This window comes from Streptomyces sp. NPDC088124, from assembly GCF_040685895.1.
Taxonomy (GTDB): Bacteria; Actinomycetota; Actinomycetes; order Streptomycetales; family Streptomycetaceae; genus Streptomyces.
The window spans coordinates 1-23,981 of the sequence record NZ_JBFBJB010000089.1 but is presented as its reverse complement, the minus strand read 5'-3'; the positions used below and the strand labels follow the sequence as shown (position 1 = coordinate 23,981).

Genomic DNA, 23,981 nt, shown 5'->3' with positions numbered 1-23,981 from the left:
TGACAGAGGGGTGAGAGGTGTGGGTGGTGGAGGTCGTACGGCGCCCCGGTGGGGCCGGCGGAACGGTGGGTGTCACCGGAGTCCCAGACGTACGAAGGTGATCGAGTTCGGCGGGAAGGTGTGGGTGAAGCGCGCGCCGGCCCCGGTGAGGGTGGAGGTGCGCGGGGTGATCGGCTGCTCGTCCGCGGTGTTGACGGCGTCCGGGTCACCGCTGAGGGTGGTCAGCCGCGCCGTGGGCGCGACGCGGGTGGACCGGCCGAGGTCGATCGTGGTGCGGGCCGCGGCGTCCTGGGCGTTGACGACCTTGACGACGAGGTCCTTCCCGTCGCGCGTGACGACCTGCCGGAAGGGTTCGGCCACCTTGTCGTCGGTGAAGCTGCCCCACTCCTCGCCGTCGAGGAAGAGGGTGACCTCGCGGTCCCGGACCGAGACGCGCAGGTCGTACTCGCGGCCGGTCTCGATTGTCGTGCTGTCCTCGGTCATCGACTGCTTGGCGCCGCCGACCGCCTTCTCCACCGCGGAGCGGGTGTTGTTCCAGCCGCCGAGGTTCCACCAGTAGTAGTTCCCGGTGTCCTTGACGCCGAAGGCGACCAGGAAGCCCTCCTTGCCGGAGCGCTTGGTGGCCTTCACGTTCAGGTCGTAGTTCCGCCAGGCCGGGTCGCCCGCCGTGACCAGGGTGTTCTCGGCCGCCGCGTCGGACTGGACGTAACGGCCGTCCTCGACGGTCCAGGCGCCGGCGCCCGCCGCCTTCGTCCACCGGCCGTCGCCGTCGGAGAAGTCGTCGTCGAGGAGTGTGGTGCCGTCCTCGCCGGTGACGCGTACGTCGTCGTAGGCGGCGCTGGTGGCCCAGGTGGAGAGGCCGACGGCGCCCTCGATCGGTCCGGAGAGGGCCGGGGTGGTGCTCGCCGTGCTCGGGACGACCCGGTCGCCGGTGTTGGTCATGAACAGCTTCTGCGTCTCGTAGCTGGTCGAGCCCCAGGACCGTGTGTTGTCGAACCAGATCATGTCGGGCCGCCACTGCACAGCGCCGGTGTGGGCCAGCAGCGGGGCGTACGAGGCGAGTTTGACGACGTCCGCGTTGCGTTCGAGGCCGGTCATGAAGGCGGCTTCGGCGAGCGCGTTGCGGAAGCGGTTGTCCTGGGAGGCGTACTCGCCGAGGAACACCTTGGGCCCCGAACGGTCGTAGCCGTCGTAGCGGTCGTTGTTCTCCAGGAACCACTGCGGGCTGCGGTAGTAGTGCTCGTCGACCATGTCGACCTTCGCGTCCCGGTTGAGCTGCCAGGCCCGGTCGAAGGTGGTACCGCTCGCGTCGGGGCCGGAGTTGGAGATGACGGTGATGTCCGGGTACCGGGCCTCGACGGCCTTCCTGAACTCGGTGAAGCGCTCGAAGAACGCGTCGGGCAGGTTCTCCTCGTTGCCGACCTCGATGTGGGTGAGGCCGAAGGGCTTCGGATGCCCCATGGCGGCCCGCTTCCTGCCCCAGACCGAGGTGGCCGGGCCGTTGGCGAACTCGATCAGGTCCAGGGTGTCCTGGACGTGGCGCCGCAGCAGGGCCGGGTCGTCGGTCACCTGGTTCTGGCCGCATCCGGTGACGAGGGCGGGCACCACCGGCAGGGCCATCGCGCCGATGTCCTCGGCGTACTGGAAGTACTCGTAGTAGCCGAGTCCGTAACTCTGGTTGTAGCCCCAGAAGTTGGCGTTGGTCGCGCGCTGTTCGACCGGTCCGATCGTGTCCTTCCACTGGTAGGACCGTTTGCGCTGCCAGCCCGACGCCTCGTCGTACCCCTCGTGGCTGCCGGTGTTGACGAGGCAGCCGCCGGGGAAGCGGACGAACCCGGGCTTCAGGGCGGCGATCTTCTCGGCGAGGTCCTTGCGCAGTCCGCCCGGACGGCCCTTGTAGGTGTCCCGGGGGAAGAGCGAGACCATGTCGAGCCGTACGGTGCCGGTGCCGCCCGCGGTGACGGCGAGGCGTCCCGCGGTGCTCGTGGCGGTGGCGGTGAGGGTGGCGGTGTACTTGGTCCAGGTGTCGCCGCGCGCGGTGACGCGCAGCGGGGGCGCGAGGGCGGCGCCGTCGGCGCCGCGCAGGGCGAGTGTCAGGGGGGTGCCGGCGGGCCGGTCGGTGCGCGCCTGGACGGAGACGTCGTACCGCTTGCCCTCGGCCACCGCGATCCCGGTGCTGTAGCCGGAGTTGACGACGCCGGTGCCCTCGGCCGACCCGTCGGGGTCCAGCCGCAGATAGGTCCGGTTGCGCTCGTGGAGGCGGTCGCCGTCGTCGACGGCGGCGACCGTGCCGGTGCCGGTGGGGGTCCACGCGGTCATCGGCGTGTACGAGGCGTTGTCGGCCCTGCTGTACTCGAACGACCGGTTCTGGACGAGTTCGGCGTACAGGCCGCCGTCCGCGGCGCGGTTGATGTCCTCGTAGAAGACGCCGTACATGGTGTCGTCGATCCGGGGGCCCGTACCGCGGGTGTCGATGTCGAGCGTGTAGTCGATGGTGTCCTGGGCGGCGTTCACGGCGGTGTCCCGCGCCGTCTCGCGCGCGGCACTCGCGGGCACCTGGAGCGCGTTGGCCGTCACCAGGAGCGCCACAGCCGTGAGAGCCGGCCTCCAGCGTGTGCGTGGCATGAGTGTCTGCGGCTCCTCGTTCGATATCTCGGACGATGATCAGAACTTCGAACGGCAAGATAGGGAGGAGCCCACCGGGGCGTCAATGGTTCGCGCAGAGCCGGATGAATCCCGGGTGGCGGAGCGTGGACGCACCGATGCCCGGACCGGTGTGGTCCGGGCATCGGTGCGCCGACTCGGCTGTGCCGCACGGCAGTTGGGGCCAGGCGCGAGGAGTGTGTCCGGGCCCGGACTCCGGCCGGTGGTCGGGCGGCGGGCCCGGGGATCCGAGGGCAGGTGCGGGCCCGCCCCCCGGCCCGGGACCGGGACCGGGCGCCGGGTCAGATGGTCAGATGTCCAGGACGTCGCGCGTGTGGACCGGCAGCCCGGTGGCGAGGGACTCGTTGGCGGCCAGGCCGGTCACCAGCGACCTGGCGCCGTCGGCGGCGTCCGCCGCCCGCCCCAGCGTGTCGGAGCCGTCACCGGGCGCGCCGAAGAGGTCGGCGAGCATCCGTACGTCCCCGCCTCCGTGGCCGCCCTCCCCGGTCGCCACCTTCACCTCGCGCGGCTCCGCCCAGAAGGGCCGGAGCAGCAGTTCCGTCCGCCCCGCGGTGTCGCCCACGGCCGCCCCGTGCAGCACCGCGCCGCCGCCCGCCGCGCGCGCGGCGGGCCGGGCCCAGGTGGACTCCTCGACCAGCAGCTCCAGCCGGCCGCTGCTCCCGTTGAAGGCGATCCGGTATCCCTCCCAGGGGGCGTACGCCGTGAGGTGGTAGGTCAGGGTCGCACCCGACGCGTACCGCACCAGGACCGCCATGTCGTCCTCGATGGTGATCCCGGGGCCGAACACGTTCTGGTCGCGGTGGTAGCCGTCCTCGCCCTCCGCGTCCAGGTAGAGGGAGGTGAGCACGGGTGAGTCCGCCAGCCGCACCGCGAAGGGGTCGTCCTCGGCGGCCGGGGCGCCGTGGGCCCGGTCGTACTCCCGGGCCAGCCCCCGGCGCCGCCCGTTCTCCGCGCCGTAGAAGAACAGGCCGCCCTGAGCGAAGACCGTCCGCGGGGTGCTGTCCAGCCACCAGTTGACCAGGTCGAAGTGGTGGGTCGCCTTGTGCACCAGCAGACCGCCGGAGTTCGCCTTCTCCCGGTGCCACCGGCGGAAGTAGTCCGCGCCGTGCCGCAGGTCCAGCAGCCACTCGAAGTGGACCGAGCCCACCTCGCCGATCGCGCCCGAGGCGAGGGTCTCCCGTACCGCCGCGTGCACCGGGTTGTACCGGTAGTTGAACGCCACCCGCACCTCGCGCCCCGTCCGCCGCCGGACGTCGAGGATCCGCCGCGCCTTGGCCGCGTCCGTCGTCATCGGCTTCTCCGTCACCACGTCACAGCCGGCCTCCAGGGCCTCGACGATGTACCGGTCGTGGGTACGGTCCACACTGCACACCACCACCAGGTCGACCCGCTCGCGGCGCAGCATCTCCCCGAACGCGTCCGCGCCGTAGGCGGGTACGGGCGGCAACCCCGGGCGCGCGGCGGCCAGCCACTCGTTGTGGACGGCCATCCGGTGCCCGTTGACGTCGCAGAACCCCACCAGTTCCACGCGGTCCGCGTACTCCCCCGCCAGCGCCTCGGTGAACAACTGCGCCCGGGCGCCCAGCCCCACCACGGCACAGCGACGACGACGCACGGTGGGGTCCTGCATGGGGATCTCCGCTCGCTCGGGTGAGGATCCCGGGCCGGGAATCCGGGATTCCAGCGGCAACGATTGCATGCCGGCGCGAAGCCGACAAGGGTGCCCTCCGGCGGTGTATTCGCTGCTGATTCCGGAGATCTCATTGACTCGGTCGTTCTTGCGGGCGTAACTTCCCGGCCAGTTGGAAACTGACTGGCAACGTTTGCAGACACTCGCTCCCCGTCGACCGAAGGGCTCGGAAGTGCGCAGGTCAGCCCCGGCCGGCGACGGCCGTCGACCCCCGTACCACGAGATGGGTCGGCAGGACGCGCTGCAGGGGTTCGGCGCCTTCGACGGCCGGGGTGCCCAGAATCCGGAAGAGCAGGTCGACGGCGGCCCGCGAGCCGTGCGACTTGGGTACGGAGACGGTGGTCAGCGGCGGGGCGGCCATCCCGGACAGGGCGATGTCGTCGCAGCCGACCACGCTCATCTCCTCCGGCACCCGGACGCCCCGCGCGGTGAACCGGCTGATCAGTCCGAACGCGACGATGTCGTTGAAGGCCACCACCGCGCTCGCGCCGCTGGCCAGCACCACGTCGGCGGCGCCGGTGATGCCCCCGTCGAAGTGCGGCGCGACGCTCCCGACATGGACGATCTCGACCTTGCCGGTCTCGGCCATGGCCTCGATCCCGGCCGCGCGCTCGCGCGCCGCCCAGGTGGAGCGCGGCCCGCCCACGTAGGCGATCCTGCGGTGTCCGAGGGCGTGCAGATGGGTGAGCGCGTCGCCCATGCCCTCGACGAGATCGGCGGTGACGCTCGCGAAGCCGGGCTCCTTGCGGTGCAGCAGCACGATCGGTTTGGCGGTCAGCCCGGGCAGCGACGCCAGTTCCTCGCCGCTGAGGTGCGGGGAGCACAGCACGATGCCGTCGACCTCCGGGGCGAGGGTGCGGATCGCGTCCAGCTCCAGTCCCTCGTCGCGCTCGGCGTCGCTGACGAACACGGCGTGGCCGAGTCCGCGCGCCCGCGCCTGCACCCCCTTGCAGATGTCCGCGAAGAACGGGTTCAGCAGATCCGGCACGATCAGTCCGAGGTGCCCCGTACGCCCGGTGATCAGGCCGCGTGCCGAAGGGTTCGGCTGATAGCCGAGCCGGTCCGCCGCGGCCCGTACCCGCTCGCGCGTCGCCTCGCTCACCGTTCCGCCGGGCGCCAGCGCCCGGGACACCGTGGACGGGGAGACCCCGGCCACCTTCGCGACCTCTCGAATCGTCACCTGCACGCCCCGAAGGTTGACACCCCGCACCACCGGCGTCAATGAAGATCGGTTTCCATCCGAGGAGCACCGCATGGACCAGCCCCCCGCCCGCCTGCGCGCCGCCGTCGTCGGCACCGGCGCCATCGTCACCGGAAGCCATCTCCCCGCCCTCCGCTCCCACGCCGACCGGATCGAGCTGGTCGCCGCCGTGGACGTGGACCAGGAACGGCTGGACGCGTTCCGCGCGACGGCCGCCGAGGGCGGTACGGCGGTGGAGGGGTTCGGCTCGCTCGACGCGATGCTCGGCGCCGTCCGCCCCGACCTGGTCCTCATCGGCACCCCGCCCTCCCTGCACCGCGCGCAGACGGTCGCCGCGCTGGAGGCGGGCGCCTGGGTGCTGTGCGAGAAGCCGCTGACCCTGTCGCTGGCGGAGTACGACGAGATCGCCGCGGCCGAGGCGGCGTCCGGGGCGTACGCCTCGGTGGTCTTCCAGCACCGGTACGGCTCGGGGGCGGCGCACGCCCGGGAGCTGATCGCGGGCGGCGAGCTGGGCGCCCCGCTGGTCGCGCACTGCCAGACCACCTGGCACCGTGACAGCGCGTACTACGCGGTGCCGTGGCGCGGCCGGTGGTCCAGCGAGGGCGGCGGACCCACGATGGGGCACGGCATCCACCAGTACGACCTGCTGCTGCATCTGCTGGGCGACTGGACCGAGATCCGCGCCATGGCGTCCCGGCTGGTCCACGACACGGAGAGCGAGGACGTCTCGACGGCGCTGGTGCGGTTCGCGAACGGCGCCCTCGCCACCGTCGTCAACAGCGTCCTGTCGCCGGACGAGGTGAGCCGGATCCGGATCGACTGCGCCGACGCCACGGTCGAGCTGACGCACCTTTACGGCCATACGAACACGGACTGGGTCTACACCCCGGCCCCGCACGTCGGGGCGGAGCGGGCCGCCGCCTGGCGCACCCCGGCGGCGGATGTGCCCAGCTCGCACGCGGCGCAACTGGGCGCCGTACTCGACGCGATGGCGGCCGGGGTCCGGCCGCCGGGCAGCGGCCCCGACGCGCGGCGCACGGTCGAATTCGCCGCGGCACTCTACAAGGCGGCGTTCAGTGGGCAGCCTGTGCACGCGGGCGGGATCACCCCCACCGACCCCTACTACACGGCCATGCACGGCGGCCACCCCGACTGGAGCCCTCAGCGATGACGATTCAGGTCACCCACACCCACGGCGAGCGGATCTCGGTCCACCACGGCGGTGTCGAGCTGCTGTCCTATGTGTACCGGCCCGATCCCGACCCCTTCGAGGCGCGGAAACCGTACATCCATCCCCTGCGCACCCTCGCGGGCCGCCCGGTCACCGGCTACCGCCCCAACGACCACCGGTGGCACAAGGGGCTGCAGATGACGGCCAGCCATCTGTCCGGGCAGAACTTCTGGGGTGGCAACTCGTACGTCCACGGCGAGGGGTATCTGCCGGTCCGCGAGCGGGTCGGTTCGATGCGCCACGACGGTTTCCCCGTCTTCGCGGTGGAGGAGGACCGGTTCGGCTTCGTCGAGGAGCTCACCTGGGTGGAGAACGGCGGCGCCGAGTGGGCCCGTGAGGAGCGCGGCATCACCGTCCACTCGGTGGACGAGGACGCCGGGGCCTGGGCGCTGGACTGGACGATCCGGCTGACGAACCTGCGCGCCGAGCCCCTGCTGTTCGGCTCACCGACCACCGCGGGGCGCGAGATGGCCGGGTACACCGGGCTCCAGTGGCGCGGCCCCCGCGACTTCACCGGCGGCGCCGTCTTCGGCCCGCCCGGCGGGGGTGAGCCCGAACCGGAGAGCCTGATGGGGACTCAGGGCCCCTGGCTGGCCTTCACCGGCGAGCACGACGACGTGGACGGGCACTCCACGCTGGTCTTCGCGCACGCGCCGGAGAACGACGAGGACAACGGCGCGATCCACGCCTCGCACTGGTTCGTACGCTCCGAGCCCATCCCGACCGTGGCGTTCTCCTGGGCGTTCTTCGAGGAGTTCGCGCTCCCGCCGGGCGAGTCCTTCACGTACCGCTACCGGGTGGTCGTCGCCGACGGCGCCTGGGACCGCGAGCGGGTCGGCGCGCACCTCAAGGGCCTGCCGTGGTGAGCCTGCCGCACCCGCTGCCGGGGGCCGTCGGGCTCTCGCACCTGAGCGCCTACGACTGGGAGGCGGCCGACGGGGTGTGCGGCGGCAGCCCGCATCTGCACCTGGTGTGCACGGAGGCGTACGTCGTCACGGGCGGCCGGGGCGCGGTGCAGACCCTGTCGCCCGGGGGCTACCGGGAGACGCCGCTGGAGGCCGGCGCCGTGGCTTGGTTCACGCCGGGCACCGTGCACCGCATGGTGCAGGGCGGCGGGCTGCGCATCACGGTCCTGATGCAGAACAGCGGTCTGCCGGAGGCCGGTGACGCCGTCTTCACCTTTCCGCCCGACTACCTCGCCGACCCCGAACGGTACGCCGCCGCGGCGGCGCTGCCCGCGAAGTCCGGCCCCGAGGCGGAGGCCGCCGCGCGGCGGCGCAGGGATCTCGCCGTGACCGGCTATCTGGTCCTGCGGGAGGCGCTGGAGGCGGGTGACAACGGCCCGTACCGGGAGTTCCAGCGGGCCGCGGCCCGGCTGGTCCGCCCCAAGGTGGCCGCGTGGCGGGAGCTGTGGCGGGCCGGCGCGCTGGCGACGGCGGAGCGCACGGGCGCGCAGCTCGACGCGCTGGAGGCCGGGGAGCCGGAGTATCTGGCCGGTTCACGGGCGTACGAGAGCGGTCCCAGCCGGCTGGGCGGTTACGGCATGTGCGGGCGCCGCGACGAGTACGAGCTGCCCGGGACGACCCTCCCGCAGCCGGGCGCGTAACCACCGCACACCAGCACGTACAGGGAAGGGACAAGTGAGGCCGGCATGCCCGGAAACAGGACGACGAGGTCCTGCGCGCTCCTCGTGACGCTCACGCTCAGCGCCCTGCTCACCGCCTGCGGCGGGGGCGAGGGGACGAGCACCGGCGGGAAGGTGACCCTGCGCTACACCTGGTGGGGGAACCCCGACCGGGCGGCCCGTACCGCCGAGGCCGTCGCGCTGTTCGAGAGCAGGCACCCGGGGATCGTCGTGCAGACGTCGTTCGCCGGCTATGACGCGTACAAGCAGAAGCTGGCCACGCAGGCGGCCGGCGGCGACGCGCCCGATGTGATGCAGCTCGACTACCGGATGATCGACCAGTACGCGACGGGCGGGGTCCTGCTGGACCTCGGTACCCAGCCGGAGGCCCTGCGGACGGACGAGATCGACCCGGGGCTGCTGGCCACCGGGGCGGTGGACGGCACGCAGTACGCGCTCGTGCAGGCGCGCGGCACGGAGGCGGTCGTGTACGACGCGAAGGAGTGGCGGGCGGCCGGGGTCGCCCCGCCGCGGGCGGGCTGGAGCTGGAACGACTGGGCGGACGCGGTACGGCAGCTGGCGGAGCGTACCGGGAAGCCCGGTGCCGTCGACCCCGGCCAGAGCGAGGACTGCTTCGAGGTGTGGCTGCGCGGCCAGGGCAAGTCCCTCTACACGAAGGGCGGCGGACTCGGTTTCACGGCCGGGGACCTGACGCGCTGGTGGACCTTCACCGACGGGCTGCGGCGCGAGGGCGCGGTCTCCCCCGCCGAGCAGACGACACAGCTCGACGGTTCGGTGGAGAACACCCCGCTCGGCCGCGGCAAGGCGGTCTCCGACTTCAACTGGGACGCGCCGTCGAGCGGTTACACGGCGCTCGTGGCGAACGGGGTGACCCTGGCGCCGATGCCGTCGGGCGAGGACGGCACGCCGGGGCAGTACTTCAAGCCGTCGATGTTCATGGGTGCCGCCGCCAACGGCGGGCATCCGAAGGAGGCGGCCCAGCTCATCGATTTCATGATCAACGACAAGGACGCGGCGAAGATCCTCGGCGCGAGCCGCGGCATCCCGGTCAACGAGTCGATCCGCGCGGACGTGGTGCCCGGGCTCAAGGACTTCGACCGGACGGTCGCCGACTACCAGGCCACGGTCGAGGGCGTCCTCAAGGACCCTCCGCAGGCCCCGCCCTCGGGTGACAGCGCCCTGCAGACCACCTTCAGCCGCGACTACGACCAGGTGTCGTTCGGGCGGATGTCGCCGCGCGAGGCGGCCGAGAACTACGTCACCCAGGCGAAGGCGGAGCTGAGGTAGATGACCACCACCGACATACCCGCGGCCCGGGCGCCCGGCGGGGCCTCCCCGGCGCCGCGCCGGCCGCGCCGGCGCCGGCGCGAGGGCGCCGCGTGGGTCTTCCTCTCCCCCTGGGTGCTCGGCGCGAGCGTGCTGACGCTGCTGCCGATGGCCGTCTCGCTCTATCTGTCGTTCACCGACTACGACATGTTCAACGCGCCGAACTGGGTGGGGCTGCGCAATTACACGCAGATGTTCACCGAGGACCCGCGCTACTGGCGGTCGGTCGGCGCGACCCTGGGGTACGTCGTGATCGCCGTGCCCCTGCAGCTGGGGCTCGCGCTGGCCGTGGCGCTGGCCCTGAAGTCCGTACGGCGCGGCAAGGGGTTCTACCGGTCCGCGTTCTACGCGCCCTCGCTGCTGGGCGCGTCCATGTCGATCGCGCTGGTCTGGCGGGCGATCTTCAACGACGGCGGCACGGTCGACGAGCTGCTGGGCACCGGCGGCTGGGTCAACCGGCCCGGCTGGGCGCTGCTGGCGGTGGCGCTGCTGACGGTGTGGCAGTTCGGCTCCCCGATGGTGATCTTCCTGGCGGGGCTGCAGCAGATCCCGTCGGAGCTGTACGAGGCGGCGGCCGTGGACGGGGCGAGCCGGTGGCGGCAGTTCCTCTCCATCACGCTGCCGATGCTGTCGCCGGTCCTCTTCTTCAACCTGGTCCTCCAGACCATCCAGGCGTTCCAGGTGTTCACGCCCGCGTTCGCGGTGAGCGCGGGGAAGGGCGGCCCGGCGGACTCCACGCTCTTCTACACGCTGTACCTCTACGACCGCGGCTTCGTCGCCTCGCACATGGGCTACGCCTCCGCCATGGCCTGGGTGCTGCTGCTGGCGATCGGCGCCGTCACCGTGGTGCTGTTCCGTACCTCGCGTTCCTGGGTCTTCTACGCCGACGAGGAGGCCCGATGACCACCACGACGAGCCCCGCCACCGCCCCGACCGCCGTGTCCCGCAAGCCCGTTCCGTGGCGCCGGATCGCCCTGCACGCCGGGTGTCTGGCCGTGCTGCTGGTGATGCTGTATCCGCTGGCCTGGCTGCTGGCCACCTCGCTCAAGCCCGCCGACGAGGTGATCGCCAGTCTCCGGCTGCTGCCGGGCCGGCTGGAGTGGTCGAACTACACGACCGCCCTGGACGGCGTGAACGACGTGACCGTGTGGCGGATGCTGACCAACTCGCTGCTGATCGCGGGCGGCGCGGTCCTGGGCAACGTGCTGAGCTGCTCGCTGGCGGCGTACGCCTTCGCGCGGCTGCGCTTCCGCTTCCGGGGCCCGCTCTTCGCGTTCATGATCGCGACGATCATGCTGCCGCACCACGCGGTGCTGATCCCGCAGTACATCATCTTCAACCAGCTCGGGATGGTGAACACCTACTGGCCGCTGATCCTGCCGAAGTTCCTCGCCACCGAGGCGTTCTTCGTCTTCCTCATCGTGCAGTTCATGCGCGGGCTGCCGCGTGAGCTGGAGGAGGCGGCGCGGATCGACGGCTGCGGTCCGTTCCGCAGCTTCTTCTCGATCATCCTGCCGCTGATCAGGCCCGCGCTGATCACCACGGCGATCTTCACGTTCATCTGGACGTGGAACGACTTCTTCACCCAGCTGATCTATCTCTTCTCCCCGGAGAAGTTCACGCTGACGCTGGCGCTGCGGTCGTTCGTGGACGCCTCCAGCCAGTCGGCGTTCGGCCCGATGTTCGCGATGTCGGTGATCGCGCTGCTGCCGATCGTGCTGTTCTTCCTCGCCTTCCAGCGGTTCCTGGTCGAGGGCATGGCGAACTCCGGGATCAAGGGATGAGCGCGGCACCGGCCCGGGAGCCGGGCGAGATCTTCGGGCCGCGTGTGACGCTCTTCGCCGATGTGCTGAGCGTCGGTCTGATCACGGCGGTGGTCTGTCTGCCGCTGGTCACCGTGCCCGCGGCGCTCTCCACCGCCTGCGAGGTGCTGCGCGGCGGCCAGCGGGACCGGCCGGCCACCGCGGGCCGGTACCTGACCGTACTGCGGAAGCGGCTGCGCCCTGGCGATCTCGCCGCGGGGGCGCTGGCCCTCGCGGGGGCGCTGCTGCTCGCGGCGGATCTGGCGCTGGCCGGCGCCGGGCTGCCGGGGGCGCGGGTGTTCGCCGTGGTGGCGGGGGCGATCGGCGCCTGCGCGGCGGTGATCTGCCTGCGCGCGTGCGCGCGCGCCGAGTCGCTCACCGACTGGCGCGCGGCGGTGGTCGGGGCGGCCCGGGACGTGCCCCGGGACCCGGGCGGCAGCGCGCTGGTGCTGCTCGCGCTGGCCGCGGCCGTGCTCTGCGGCTGGATGATGCTGCCGCTGGCCTTTCTGGCGCCGGGGCCGCTCGCGCTGGCGCTCACCGCGATCGACGTACGGGACCGGGGCGCGGCGCGCGGCGCGCGGTCCGGCCCCTGACGGGATCCGGGTACCGGTCACCGGGCGTTCACCTCCGGCGTACCGGACGACCCCGCGCCGGCCACGCGTTCCTCCCCATTCGTACACTGATCGTCCAGCTCTGCTTCACAACTCACTTGCTTTCAGGAGCGACTGGCGGTTACACCTACGTGCACGACCTGGGGAGGGCGTCATCGCTGACGGGGGCAGCTTCCGCCGTGCCACGAGCCGGCGGTCCGCCGTGTCACGGCGGCGCGCACACCATCGCACCGCCGCCGCACCACGTACGACGGCGCCCTCCCATCCACTGACTGGAGGCAGTATGTCCACTCCCGCGAGACCCCGGGCCCGGTGGCGCCGACGCATCACCCTGCCCGCCGCGCTCACCTGCGCCACGGTGCTGACCGGCGGCGTCCTGGCCGCTCCGGCCTCGGCCGAAGGCGCGGCCGGCGGGCCGCAGGGCACGGTCACCCTGCCGGTGCCGGACGGCGCCGAGCGTCCGGCGTTCGCCGTCCCCGACCGCAGCTCCGCCAAGGCCAAGGGCTCCGCCTCGGCGCGGGCGGCGGCGCGTGCCGCGGTCAACCGCTCCGACTTCAACGGCAACGGCCTCGGTGAGCTGGTCTACCGGACCAACTACGGCTCCGTGTGGGTGGACTGGGCCACCGGCGGCGCCGAGGTCATCCCCGAGGACAGCGCGGAGGTCAAGGACCTGCTGCTGCCCGGCGACCTCACGGGCGACGGCAAGCCGGACATCCTCACCCTCTCCCCCACCGGCGCCCTGCGGCTGCACAGCGGCGCGAACGCCACCAGCGACGGCGGGATGACCTCGTACACCACCCTCTCCACGGGGTGGCAGGCGTACAACAAGCTGTTCGTTCCCGGGGACCTGAACGGGGACGGCAAGCCCGATCTGCTGGCGCGCAGCGCGGCGGGGCTCTTCCTCTTCCCCGGCACCGGTACCGGTTTCGGCGCCGGGATCCAGGTCGGCGGCGCCGGGTGGAGCCAGTTCGACCAGCTCATCGGCGTGGACGACCTGAACGGGGACGGCTTCGCGGACATCCTCGTGCGCAACGCGACGGGGCTGTACCTCTACCCGGGCAACGGCAGCGTCAGCGGGTATCCGTTCCAGGAGCGGATCCAGCTCGGCGGCACCGGCTGGCTCCAGTACAACCAGATCGTCGGCGGCTCGGACCTGAGCGGGAACGGCACCCCGGACCTGGTGGCCCGTGCGTACGACGGCACCCTCTACTACTACGAGGGCAACGGCGACGGCACCCTCGCCGCGAGGGAGACGATCGGGGAGAACTGGGGCACGCTCACCCAGTTCGCGGGCGCGGGCAATCCGCCGCACTTCGGCAAGGACGGGGTGTTCGCCCGTACCCCGAACGGCGACCTCTTCTACTACTTCGCCACCGGTACGGGACGCCTCAGCGAGCGGTACCTCGTCGGTGAGGGCTGGGACCCGGCCGACTCGCGGCTGACGCACTCCGTGTCGCTGCGGGCGAACGGCATCTCGGACCTGATCGAGCACAGCACGTACGACGGGGCCCTGTACAACACGGGCCTCTACGCCGCCGACAAGCCGCAGCTCGCGGGCGGTTCGAAGGCGTACAACCTGGTGATGGGCCCGGGGGACCTCGACGGCGACGGCAAGAGCGATCTGCTCTCCCGCAGTTCCACCGCGCTGTACTTCAACGCGGGCAGCGGCAACGGGCTTTCGGTGAAGGCCCGGGTGCAGGTCGGCGGCAGCGGCTGGATGCAGTTCAACACGATCGTCGGCGCGGGTGACCTGACCGGCGACGGCCGCGCGGACCTGGTCGCGCGCAGCTCCGAGGGGCTGTTCCTGTACGCGGGCACGGGCGACGCGAGCGCGCCGTTCGGCCCGAAGACGCAGGTCGGCGGGGCCGGTTGGAGCCAGTACAACAAGCTCACCGCGCCCGGCGACCTGAACGGCGACGGCCGCGCGGACCTGCTGGCGTCCAACTCGGCGGGCGAGCTGTACTTCTACGCGGGTACGGGCCTCGCCGCCACGCCCTTCAAGGAGCGTGTGAAGATCGGCTCCGGCGGCTGGAACCAGTACGCCGACCTCGTCTGACCGCACCAGCCCCTCCATGGAGGGACCCACGGCGCCCCGGCCGACTCGCTCGGCCGGGGCGCTCCGTGCTGTCCGGGGCCGCGTTCGGCGTACGGCCCGTACCACGCCTGCCACATCAGGGAAAGTGGCCCCACCTCATCTTGGCCGGATCCACCGGAGAGTGTTCAATTCCGGCCAACGATCGGCCGCTTCGGGGATCGAGGCAACCGGAAGGCACCTCATCGGATCTCACAGGCTGCTCACAGGTTGCTCACAGCTCGGCCCGGCACATCGGGATGTACCGGTACGAACCGCGAGCACCACCCCCCATCCCCCCTGCCCCGTGGCAGACCCAGACGAGGAACCGATGACCAGACCTCAGCACAGCCGCACGCGGCGTTCGGCCGTCGCCGGCGCCGCGGCGCTCGCCGTCGTCGCGGGCGTGGCGGGAGCCGCGCCCGTCGCCGGAGCCGCCACCCCCACCGCTCCGCGACTCGACCTCATAGCCGCCTCCACCTCCGTGACACTCAACCGGTGGGAGGGCGAGCCGGGCGTGTACGTGGACCTCGGCACGTATGTCACCGTCGAGGGCGGACCCCTGGAGTTCCGGGTGAAGCGCGCGGCCGACTACAAGACGCCCCTGGTCGCCCAGCAGATCATCCACAAGGGCGGCACGACCCGGGTCAAGACCCTCCCGGAAGGGATGGTGAAGGACTTCACCGGCCTCCAGGACTTCCTTCAGATCACCTTCACCGACGCGGCCGGCAAGAAGGTGCTGTCGACCAGCGAGAGCTTCTGCCCGAACAACGCGTCGGGGCGGATCCGGCCCGACGCCCCGGCGACCTCGAAGTATCCGGAGAGCTGCCCGGCCAACCCCTTCACCCTCGGTTCGGTGTGGGGCGTGGAGAACGGCTGGGCGACCAACACCAGCCGGCAGTACGAGGGGACGCCGGTCGATCTGGCGGTCGGCGAATACACCGCCACCGTCTCCGTGGCGAAGCGCTACCGCGAGCTGTTCAACATGGCGGACAAGCCGCAGACGGTCAAGGTGACCGTGCGGCAGCCCGCGGACGACGGGGGCGCGGGCCTCGCCCGGTCGGGGCGGAAGCCGGCGGCGTCCGGAGCCCCGGACCAGGCCATGGCCGGTCACTCCATGACCGGTGGGTCCATGGCCGGTCACTCCATGGGCGCGGGACCGAAGGCCGGCGCGCCGGCCGCCGCGGCGCACGGCGGCCACCACGACGGCCGGGGCGCGGACGCCCCCACCACGCCCGAGCTGCCGCACGTGCTCAAGAACGGCGGCGCGGCCGTCAGCCGGTCGGCCCAGCCCGGCGACGCCACCGGCAGGAACGACGGTTCGCGGGTCAAGCCCGCGCTGAAGGCCGCGGCCCAGCGCCCGACCGGCCGCGCGAGCGTGCCCGACGTCCCCAAGCCCGACCTGCGCGCCCTGCCCGCCTGGGACATCGCCATCACGGACGGCGAGGACGGCGACATCGCGGGCAAGGACTACCTGGCGTTCAGCGCCAACGTGTGGAACGCGGGTCCGGCGCCGCTGGTGGTGGACGGCTTCCGTACGCCCGGCAAGGACCTGATGGACGCGTACCAGTACTACTACGACGCGTCCGGCAAGCAGGTCGGCTACTCCCCCTCCGGGACGATGGAGTGGGACGCCCGGGTGGGCCACGAGCACTGGCACTTCACGGACTTCGCCAGCTACCGGCTGCTCAGCGCCGACCAGAGCGAGATCGTGCGCAGCGGCAAAGAGGCGTTCTGCCTGGCCAACACCGATGCCATCGACTACACGGTGGAGAACGCCAACTGGGCTCCGTACAACACCGATCTGTCCACCGCGTGCGGTGTGGAGAACTCGATCTCGGTGCGCGAGGTGCTGGACGTGGGCTCCGGCGACACGTACACCCAGTACCGTCCCGGCCAGTCCTTCGATGTCACGGACCTGCCGAACGGCACCTACTACATCCAGGTGATCGCCAACCCCGAGCACCGGCTGCACGAGACCGACCTGTCCAACAACGTCGCGCTGCGCAAGGTGGTCCTGAAGGGCAAGCCCGGCGCCCGTACGGTGACCGTGCCCCCGCACCACCTGATCACCGCCCCCTGACCGGAGCCCCCTGAACCGCCCCGGTCCCGCGCTGCCCACACCCGCCCGGGACCGGGGCTTCAGCGCGACTTCGCGTACCTGATCCTCGCCGGCCTGTCCGAGGCCCCGGATCGCACGCTGCGGATGAGCGCGCCGGGCCCTGCTCTCCGAGGGCTCACTCCCGCGCCTCTCGCAGGCCGTCGGCCGACTGGAGAAGCGCGGCCGGGTGCGCCGCACACCCGAAGGGTCCTGCGGCCTGAACGGTGCTCCACGGACGCCCGTCGCCTCCCCGGCGGCGGGCGTCAGCGCGTCCGGGTCAGCCGCCGAACCCGACACGGGCCAGGCGCACCGACCCGTTGAGCGTGAGGCGCAGATCCGCGACTCCGGTGAGCGGTGCCTCCGTGTGAAGTGTCTCCGCGTGGAGCGTCGTGTAGTCGTACGGGCCGCCCCCCGACTGCGGCACCTCCACGAGTGCCACCGCCCCGCCGCCCGCGAGGGTGATCTCCACCGAGCCCTCGCCCGCCACCTCGACGGAGACGGTGTCCGCCCCGTCCCCGAAGTCGCACTCCCTGAAGAGCAGTTGGCCGGAGCCGTCGAGCGCGGTCACCGCGTCGCCGGACGTCTTCGTCCGGTCGACGAGCGCGGTACCGGTCTGCTCGTCGTAGTCGGCGGCGGCCAGGCCGTCCTTGCGCACGGAGCGGGGGCGCGGGGCCTGCCCCGGGACGGCGACCGGGACCGAACAGCGGATGTCCGCGCTGGAGGCCGCGGCCTCGAAGACATACGTCCCCGCCGGTACGGTCCACGCCCCGTGCGCCACGTCGTAGTGGCCGAGGCCGGCCGTGGGGACGGTCAGTCCGACCGTACGGGAGGCTCCGGCGCCGAGCCGGATCCGGGCGTGGCCGATCAGCCGCCGGTGCGGGCTCCCCGGGCGGGGCCCGGCCTCGCGCACGTAGAGTTGCACGACCTCGTCGGAGGCGCGGGCGCCGGTGTTGGTGACCGTGACGCGGGCGCGCACGGTGGCGTCGAGGGGTCCTGGCGGGTCCACCACCAGGTCGTCGTAGTCGAAGGACGTGTACGACAGGCCGTGGCCGAAGGCGTAGAGCGGTGTGCCGTCGAAGTAGAGATAGGTCTGCCTGCCGCCGATGATGTCGTAGTCGAGCAGGCCGGGCAGATCGGTGTCGGCCGCGTACCAGGTCTGCGGCAGGCGCCCCGCCGGTGACACGTCACCGGCGAGGATCCGGGCGAGCGCGGTGCCCGCGGCCTGGCCGCCGTGCGCCGTCCACAGCAGTGCCGGGAGTGTGGTGTGCGCGTCGGGCACGGCGTAGGGGTAGGCCGAGGTCAGGGCGAGGACGGTGCGCGGATTGGCGGCGTGGGCGGCGCGCCACAGCCGGTCCTGCTGCCCGGGCAGGGCGAGGGTGTCGCGGTCCTCGGTCTCCCGGCCGTTGATGTGCGGGTCGTTGCCCGCGACCACGACGACCACGTCCGCCCCGGCCGCCGCGCGGGCGACCGCCTCCTCCCCGCGCTCGGTGCACACGGTCTCGAACGGTTCACCCCGGTCGGCAACCTTCAGGCCGTCGGCGGCGACAGAGACGTATCGGCCGGTTCCCAGGTGCAGGAGGAGGTGCCCGCCCCGATGCTCCTCGAACCGGAAGGTCTCCTGGACGACCCAGCCGCCCGGCTGGTCCGCGGCGGCGCGTACGTATCCGTCCTCGGCGACCGAGAGATAGCGGCCGTCGGGCGCGCGCAGGGTGAGGACGCCGCCGCCCCAGTCGATCAGGGCGAGTTCGGCCGCGTCCGCCTCGTCCGCCCCGCCGGTCAGCGGGGGCAGGTCGGTGCGGCCCGCGAGCAGCGCCGGGTCGAGCGCGCCCTCCGCGTCGCGCTCCGGCCGCGCGGCCGCCGGGCCGGCGGGTGCCGGTACGGCGACCCAGCCGCCGTACTCCGTGGCCCGCAGCCGCACCCGGTCCGCGCCCTCGGCGAAGGTGACCCGGTCCGTCCCGAACCGCTCGCGCATCCCGTCGAGCGGGGTGGCGCGGTGGATCAGGGTGCCGCTGTACCAGTCGAGTTTGCACTCGTCGGCGAGGAGCCCGACCACCGCGATCCGCCGGCCGGGCGCGAGCGGCAGCAGGCCGTCGTTCTTGAGCAGGACGACGGCCTGTTCGGCGGCCTCCTCGGCGAGCGCGCGGTGTTCCGGTGTGTCCCAGCCGCTCGCGGGATCGATGTCCGCGTACGGGTCGAGGCCCGGGTCGAACTCGCCGAGCGAGAAGCGGACGGTGAGCTGGCGCCGTACCGCCGTGTCGATGTCGTCCTCGCCGATCAGCCCCCGCTCCAGGGCGCCCCGGATCCGGGCGACCGTCGGGGCGGAGTCGGTGCCGTGGTCGGTGAAGCTGTCGACGCCCGCGCGCAGCGCGGCGGCGGCGGCCTCCTCGTGGGTGTCGAAGTACGCCTCGGAGTCGACGAGGTTGCTGGGGGCGCCCGCGTCGGAGCAGACGAGCAGTTCCCGGCCGGTCCAGGTGCGCAGGTGCTCGCGCAGATATGGCGAGACATGGTTGGGGCGCCCGTTGACCAGGTTGTACGCGGGCATGACACCGGCCACGGCGCCCGCCTCGACGGCCGCGCGGAAGGCCCGCAGGTCGTACTCGTGCAGCACGCGGGGGCGGACCGAGGAGGAGGTGGTGTCCCGGTCGGTCTCGTTGTTGTGGGCGAGCCAGTGCTTGAGCACCGGCGCCGTGCGCCAGACGTCGGGGTGGTCGCCGCGCAGGCCCCGGGTGTAGGCGACGGCGGTGGCGGCGGTCAGCCACGGGTCCTCCGCGTACCCCTCCTCGTTCCTGCCCCACCAGGGGTGGCGCAGCAGATTGACGGTGGGGGCCCAGACGTTGAGGCCGACCCGGTCGTCGCGGGTGCGCATGGCCCGTGCCTCGGTGGAGACGGCCTCACCGATCCGGCGCACGAGGTCCTCGTTCCAGGTGGCGCCGAGCCCGACGGCCTGGGGGAAGACGGTCGCCGGGCCCATCCAGGCCACCCCGTGCAGGGCCTCCTGCCCGGTACGGAAGGCCGCGACGCCCAGGCGTTCCACCGCCGGCGCGTACTGGTGCAGGAGGGCGGTCTTCTCGTCGAGGGTGAGCCGGCCGAGGAGATCGTCGACGCGTTCGGCGCGGGACAACTGGGGGTCGCGGAAGGGCGGCTGGTCTGGCGTCACGGGCGGTTCCCCTTGGCGGAGTGGGAGACGGGCTCTCGGGTCGACGGACTTTCGAAGCGCTTCGATGCTCCGAGTCTCTTCGTCGCATGTCAAGGCATCCTTCACCACCGATGCGCGGTCTCCGGGAGGCCTCAACACGGCTCATCCATGCCTCTGTTGATGAGGCAGGACGCGCCGTCAAGGAATCTTGGGACCGACTCTTGTGCCCCTAGGGGCGTTGATTTAACCTCGCAGCAACATCGAAGCGCTTCGACAGTTCATGGCCGACTTCCGGGATGGCCCTGTCGTGCACCAGCTGCTTCGGATCGGCCGGATCCTCGGCTCACGCTTCTCCTCCGTACGACATGCACCCCGTACGACATGCACCCCGTACGTCCTCGCACCCAGGTACGACATCGCAGCCGACCGGTGGCCCTCCGCCGGATGTTCCGGCGCACCACGAAGGGTTGACGCAATGACGCCGAAGTCCTCCTCCGCCCCCAGCCGGAGAAGCTTCCTCGCCTCCACGGCGGTCGCCGCCGCCGCGGTGGCCGGCGGGGCCCCGCTGCTGACCGCCTGCGGTGGTGGGCAGAGCGGCAAGAAGGAGGGCGCCACCTCCGGGAAGGACGCGCAGAAGATCCTTCCGGCCTTCGCGGCGCAGAGTGTCGTACCGCCGGACATCCCGTCCAGGAACGGGTCTTCGGCGGGGTTCACCCGCTTCATCCCCGCGGCCGAGCAGAGGTCCTCCGTCGCCGGGAAGCTCGGCAAGGGCAGCACCATCAAGATCATGTCCCCGTTCTGGGGCACACCGCCGGCCGGTTCGAACGCGTACTACCAGGCGATGAACGAGGCGATAGGGGTCCGCACCGTCTGGCAGAACCAGGACGGGAACACCTACGACGAGAAGCTCGGCGCGGTGCTCGCCTCCAGCGACATCCCCGATGTGGTGATCGTGCCCAGCTGGAATCTGACGGGCAAGATCCCCGGCGCCGTCAACGCCAAGTTCGAGGATCTCGGACCCTATCTGTCCGGTGACAAGGTCAAGGACTTCCCGAACCTCGCGGCCGTGCCCACCGACGCGTGGCAGCGCTCGATCTTCGGCGGCGCGCTGCGCGGCATCCCGATGCCCGCCTCGTACGTCGTGAACATCGCCCCCTTCTACCGCAAGGACATCTTCGACAAGGAGGGCTACGAACTCCCCACGACCGCTGACGGGTTCCTCTCCTTCGCCAAGGAGATCACCAGCGCCCGGTCGAAGGTCTGGGCCTGCGACGACCTGAAGTGGACCGCCTTCAACGTGTTCGGTGTGCCGCCGGGCAGCGACAAGGCGCTGTGGTGGGACATGGTCGACGGCAAGCTCGTCAACCGGATCGAGACCACGGAGTACCTCGAAGCGCTGGAGTGGACGAGGAAGCTGTACGCGGCCGGTGTCGTCCACCCGGACGCCAGGGCCGTCCAGGGCAACTCGGGCAATCGGTTCGTCTCGGGGCAGGTACTCATCTTCAACGAGGACCTGTCGGCCTGGTACGGCAGGACCGTCGAGCAGAACGCGAAGACGAAGGCCGAGTTCGAGATCGGCGCGATGGACATCTTCGGCCCTGACGGCGGGGATCCGCGGCTCTACGCCCAGCAGCCCGCGGGGATGTGGGCCTTCGTCAGGAAGGGATCGCCGGAGAAGCTCGTCCGGGATGTGCTGGCCGTCTCCAACTTCACCGCCGCGCCGTACGGCACCACGGAGCGGATGCTCACCGACTACGGGGTGGAGGGCACCCATTTCACGGTGAAGGACGGGCTGCCGGTCAAGAACGACCAGGGCAACACCGATATCGTCGGGGCCTTCGACTACACCGGTGACCCGGCCGCGTACATCGCCCACCCGGACCGCCCCGAGATCGCCAAGGCCCAGGTCGAGTGGCAGCAGCGGATGGGGGCCTTCACCAAGAAGACCCCCTTCTACGGGCTGACCGTCACCGAGCCCAGCCGCTGGACCAATCTCGCGGACAACTTCGAACAGCTGGAGGACGACGTCGTCCGCGGCCGGAAGAAGGTCGGCGACATGCAGCAGGCCGTCTCGGACTGGAAGAGCCAGGGCGGCGACAAGCTGCGCGACTGGTACAGGAAGCTGCTCGACGCGCCCGGCCGGGCCGCGAACTGACGCGAGAGAACGAGGAGTTCATCGTGTCGCACAGCACAGTGCCGGACGCGCCGCCCGCCGAGGACGACGAGCCGGCCGGAGCGGCGGACGCAGGGCGGTCACGGGCCGGGGCCCTGCCCCGGGCGGTGGAGAAGAAGCCGGGACGGAAGAAGCCGGGGCGGCGGAAGGGAAGCGGGCCGAAGCTCGGGTGGCGGATCCGGCTGCGGCGGGACCGGACGCTCCTCCTGATGACCCTGCCGGCGCTGCTGCTGGTCCTGGTCTTCGCCTACGTACCGGTCCTCGGCAATGTCGTCGCCTTCCAGGACTACGACCCGTATCTCAGCGACAACGGCTTCGTCGCCATGGTGCAGAGCCCGTGGGTCGGCTTCGAGCAGTTCCAGCGGATCTTCGCCGACTCCGCGTTCTGGGCGGCGGCGCGTAACACCCTGGTCCTGTTCTTCCTCCAGCTCGTGCTGTACTTCCCGGTCCCCATCGCGCTGGCCCTGCTCATCAACAGTGTGATCAGACCCCGGGTGCGGGCGGTGGCGCAGGCCGTCATGTATCTGCCGCACTTCTTCTCCTGGGTGCTGGTCGTCACCGTCTTCCAGCAGATCTTCGGCGGCGCGGGGATCATCGCGCAGACGCTGCGCCGGCACGGCGTCGACGGCTTCGACCTGATGACCGATCCGGGCATCTTCAAGTTCCTGGTGACGGCCGAGGGCGTCTGGAAGGACGCCGGGTGGGGCATCATCGTCTTCCTCGCCGCGCTCTCCTCCGTCAACCACGAGCTGTACGAGGCGGCGGCCATGGACGGCGCGGGCCGCTGGCGGCGGATGTGGCACGTCACCCTGCCCGCCCTGCGCCCGGTGATCGCGCTGCTGCTGGTGCTGCGGGTGGGCGACGCGCTGACCGTCGGCTTCGAGCAGATCCTCCTCCAGCGGGACGCCGTGGGGCGTGACGCGGCGGAAGTGCTGGACACCTTCGTGTGGTGGTCGGGCATCAGGAACCAGGACTTCAGCTACGCGGCGGCGGCCGGTCTGATCAAGGGCGTCATCGGGCTCGGGCTGGTCCTCACGGCCAACAAGGTCGCCCATCTCATGGGTGAGCAGGGGGTGTACAAGAAGTGAGTCCCACCGACCCCGGTACGGACACGGCCACCCGCGCCGCCGAGGACCCCGCGGCCTCCGGTACGGGCGGCGGGGCGCCGCGCCCGCCGGGCCGCTGGGCCGCCCCGCCGCGCCCCGTCTGGGAGGAGGAGCCGACCAGGGCGGGCCTCGCGGGCAAGGGCATCGCGCTGACCGCCGCCTGCCTCGCGGTCCTCTTCCCGCTGTGGATCGTGATCGTCACCAGCCTCTCCTCCCGGGAGACCATCGCCGAGGCCGGCGGGCTGGTGGTGGTCCCCAAGGACCTCACCCTCATCGCCTACCAGGAACTGCTCGGCGGCGGCCAGGTGCAGCGCGCGGCCCTCGTCAGCCTCGGGGTGACGCTGGTGGGCACGCTCTTCAGCATGACGGTGTCCGTCCTGTGCGCGTACGGGCTCGTCCGTACGGACTCGCTCGGACACCGCTGGATCCTGGGGACCCTCCTCGCCACCCTGTTCTTCGGGGCCGGTCTGATCCCCACGTATCTGCTGGTGCAGGCGCTCGGGCTGACCGACAGCTATCTGGCGCTGATCCTGCCGAGCGCCGTGAGCGTCTTCAACATCCTGGTGCTGCGCTCGTTCTTCATGAACATCTCGCCGGAGCTGATGGACAGCGCGCGCATCGACGGCGCGGGCGACCTGCGGATCCTCTGGGGGATCGTCATGCCGCTCTCCCGCGCCGTCATCGCCGTCATCGCGCTGTTCTACGCGGTCGGCTACTGGAGCGCCTGGTTCAACGCGTCGATCTACCTGACCGACCAGGAGATGATGCCGCTGCAGAACGTGATGATCCAGCTCGTGCAGAAGCAGGAGCCGCCGGCCGGACTCGGCCAGCAGATCAAGACCGGACAGCTCTCGCCGCTCTCGGTGCAGATGGCGGTCATGGTGCTGGCGCTGCTCCCCGTGGCGGTCGTCTCGCCGTTCGTCCAGAAGCACTTCAGGAAGGGCATGCTCACCGGCGCCGTCAAGGGCTGACCGCGCCCCGCCGTGCCGCGTGCCCTCCCCCACACACAGCACGCCCGTACAGCACAGCACCCGCTCGTCACGCCCCCCACCGACGGAAGGTGACGTCATGTCCGAGCCGCACCAGGGACACAGCAGACGTACCGTGCTCACCACCGCGTCCGGCGCCGCCGCGGCGCTCGCCCTGACCGGCGCCAACGCCGCGGCCGCCGCGGACCGGCCGGGCGCCGCGCGCGCGGCCACCCCCGGCGCGGCCGCCGCCGCG

General features: G+C 71.7%; 16 protein-coding genes. 12 read left to right on the top strand and 4 right to left on the bottom strand.

The genetic code is table 11. The features are described 5' to 3' along the window. Window positions 1–72: 72 nt before the first annotated feature. From AB0P17_RS40700 to AB0P17_RS40690, 3 genes are all read right to left on the bottom strand, one after another. Window positions 73–2,625, bottom strand: a complete 2,553-nt coding sequence (locus AB0P17_RS40700; protein WP_365819703.1) for an alpha-L-arabinofuranosidase C-terminal domain-containing protein — start codon at window positions 2,623–2,625, stop codon at window positions 73–75. A 328-nt stretch (window positions 2,626–2,953) separates the two neighbouring features. Next, window positions 2,954–4,294, bottom strand: coding sequence for a Gfo/Idh/MocA family oxidoreductase (locus AB0P17_RS40695; RefSeq protein WP_365819701.1), 1,341 nt, complete (start codon window positions 4,292–4,294; stop codon window positions 2,954–2,956). 241 nt (window positions 4,295–4,535) lie between these two features. Further along, a complete protein-coding gene (locus tag AB0P17_RS40690) occupies window positions 4,536–5,540 on the bottom strand; it encodes a LacI family DNA-binding transcriptional regulator (protein ID WP_365819699.1) in 1,005 nt (334 codons plus the stop codon). A gap of 67 nt (window positions 5,541–5,607) precedes the next feature. Between AB0P17_RS40690 and AB0P17_RS40685 the strand changes: the two genes are divergently transcribed. The 9 genes from AB0P17_RS40685 to AB0P17_RS40645 all read left to right on the top strand — a co-directional run bounded on the left by AB0P17_RS40685 (window position 5,608) and on the right by AB0P17_RS40645 (window position 16,324). Beyond that, the gene (locus AB0P17_RS40685; RefSeq protein ID WP_365819697.1) at window positions 5,608–6,726 is read left to right on the top strand and encodes a Gfo/Idh/MocA family oxidoreductase; all 1,119 of its coding nucleotides are present in this window, start codon (window positions 5,608–5,610) and stop codon (window positions 6,724–6,726) included. Next, window positions 6,723–7,652, top strand: a complete 930-nt coding sequence (locus tag AB0P17_RS40680) for a PmoA family protein (RefSeq protein WP_365819695.1) — start codon at window positions 6,723–6,725, stop codon at window positions 7,650–7,652. The genes AB0P17_RS40685 and AB0P17_RS40680 overlap by 4 nt, the downstream gene beginning before the upstream one ends. Next, a complete protein-coding gene (locus AB0P17_RS40675) occupies window positions 7,646–8,392 on the top strand; it encodes a cupin (protein ID WP_365819693.1) in 747 nt (248 codons plus the stop codon). Before AB0P17_RS40680 ends, AB0P17_RS40675 begins: the two co-directional genes overlap by 7 nt. A gap of 45 nt (window positions 8,393–8,437) precedes the next feature. Next, on the top strand, window positions 8,438–9,718 hold the full coding sequence (locus AB0P17_RS40670) for an ABC transporter substrate-binding protein (protein ID WP_365819691.1): 1,281 nt from the start codon (window positions 8,438–8,440) through the stop codon (window positions 9,716–9,718). Further along, window positions 9,719–10,660, top strand: a complete 942-nt coding sequence (locus AB0P17_RS40665; RefSeq protein WP_365819689.1) for a sugar ABC transporter permease — start codon at window positions 9,719–9,721, stop codon at window positions 10,658–10,660. Beyond that, a complete protein-coding gene (locus tag AB0P17_RS40660; RefSeq protein ID WP_365819687.1) occupies window positions 10,657–11,541 on the top strand; it encodes a carbohydrate ABC transporter permease in 885 nt (294 codons plus the stop codon). Before AB0P17_RS40665 ends, AB0P17_RS40660 begins: the two co-directional genes overlap by 4 nt. After that, window positions 11,538–12,152 (top strand): hypothetical protein, encoded by a 615-nt coding sequence (locus AB0P17_RS40655; protein WP_365819685.1) that lies wholly within the window; start codon window positions 11,538–11,540, stop codon window positions 12,150–12,152. The genes AB0P17_RS40660 and AB0P17_RS40655 overlap by 4 nt, the downstream gene beginning before the upstream one ends. Window positions 12,153–12,453: 301 nt before the next feature. Next, the gene (locus AB0P17_RS40650; RefSeq protein ID WP_365819683.1) at window positions 12,454–14,226 is read left to right on the top strand and encodes a VCBS repeat-containing protein; all 1,773 of its coding nucleotides are present in this window, start codon (window positions 12,454–12,456) and stop codon (window positions 14,224–14,226) included. Between the two features lie 346 nt (window positions 14,227–14,572). Further along, complete coding sequence (locus AB0P17_RS40645) at window positions 14,573–16,324, top strand: lysyl oxidase family protein (protein ID WP_365819681.1); 1,752 nt, start codon at window positions 14,573–14,575, stop codon at window positions 16,322–16,324. 295 nt (window positions 16,325–16,619) lie between these two features. Here AB0P17_RS40645 and AB0P17_RS40640 read toward each other — a convergent pair whose 3' ends face one another. After that, entirely contained in the window at window positions 16,620–19,499 is a 2,880-nt protein-coding gene (locus AB0P17_RS40640; protein ID WP_365819679.1) for a glycoside hydrolase family 3 C-terminal domain-containing protein, read from the bottom strand. Window positions 19,500–19,953: 454 nt separating this feature from the next. On the opposite strand from AB0P17_RS40640, the gene AB0P17_RS40635 reads away from it, so the two are divergent. The 3 genes from AB0P17_RS40635 (at window position 19,954) to AB0P17_RS40625 (ending at window position 23,728) form a co-directional block, all read left to right on the top strand. Further along, entirely contained in the window at window positions 19,954–21,633 is a 1,680-nt protein-coding gene (locus AB0P17_RS40635; protein WP_365819677.1) for an extracellular solute-binding protein, read from the top strand. Window positions 21,634–21,758: 125 nt separating this feature from the next. Beyond that, window positions 21,759–22,739, top strand: coding sequence for an ABC transporter permease subunit (locus AB0P17_RS40630; protein ID WP_365819713.1), 981 nt, complete (start codon window positions 21,759–21,761; stop codon window positions 22,737–22,739). Next, window positions 22,736–23,728 (top strand): carbohydrate ABC transporter permease, encoded by a 993-nt coding sequence (locus AB0P17_RS40625; protein WP_365819675.1) that lies wholly within the window; start codon window positions 22,736–22,738, stop codon window positions 23,726–23,728. The genes AB0P17_RS40630 and AB0P17_RS40625 overlap by 4 nt, the downstream gene beginning before the upstream one ends. Window positions 23,729–23,981: the final 253 nt, after the last annotated feature.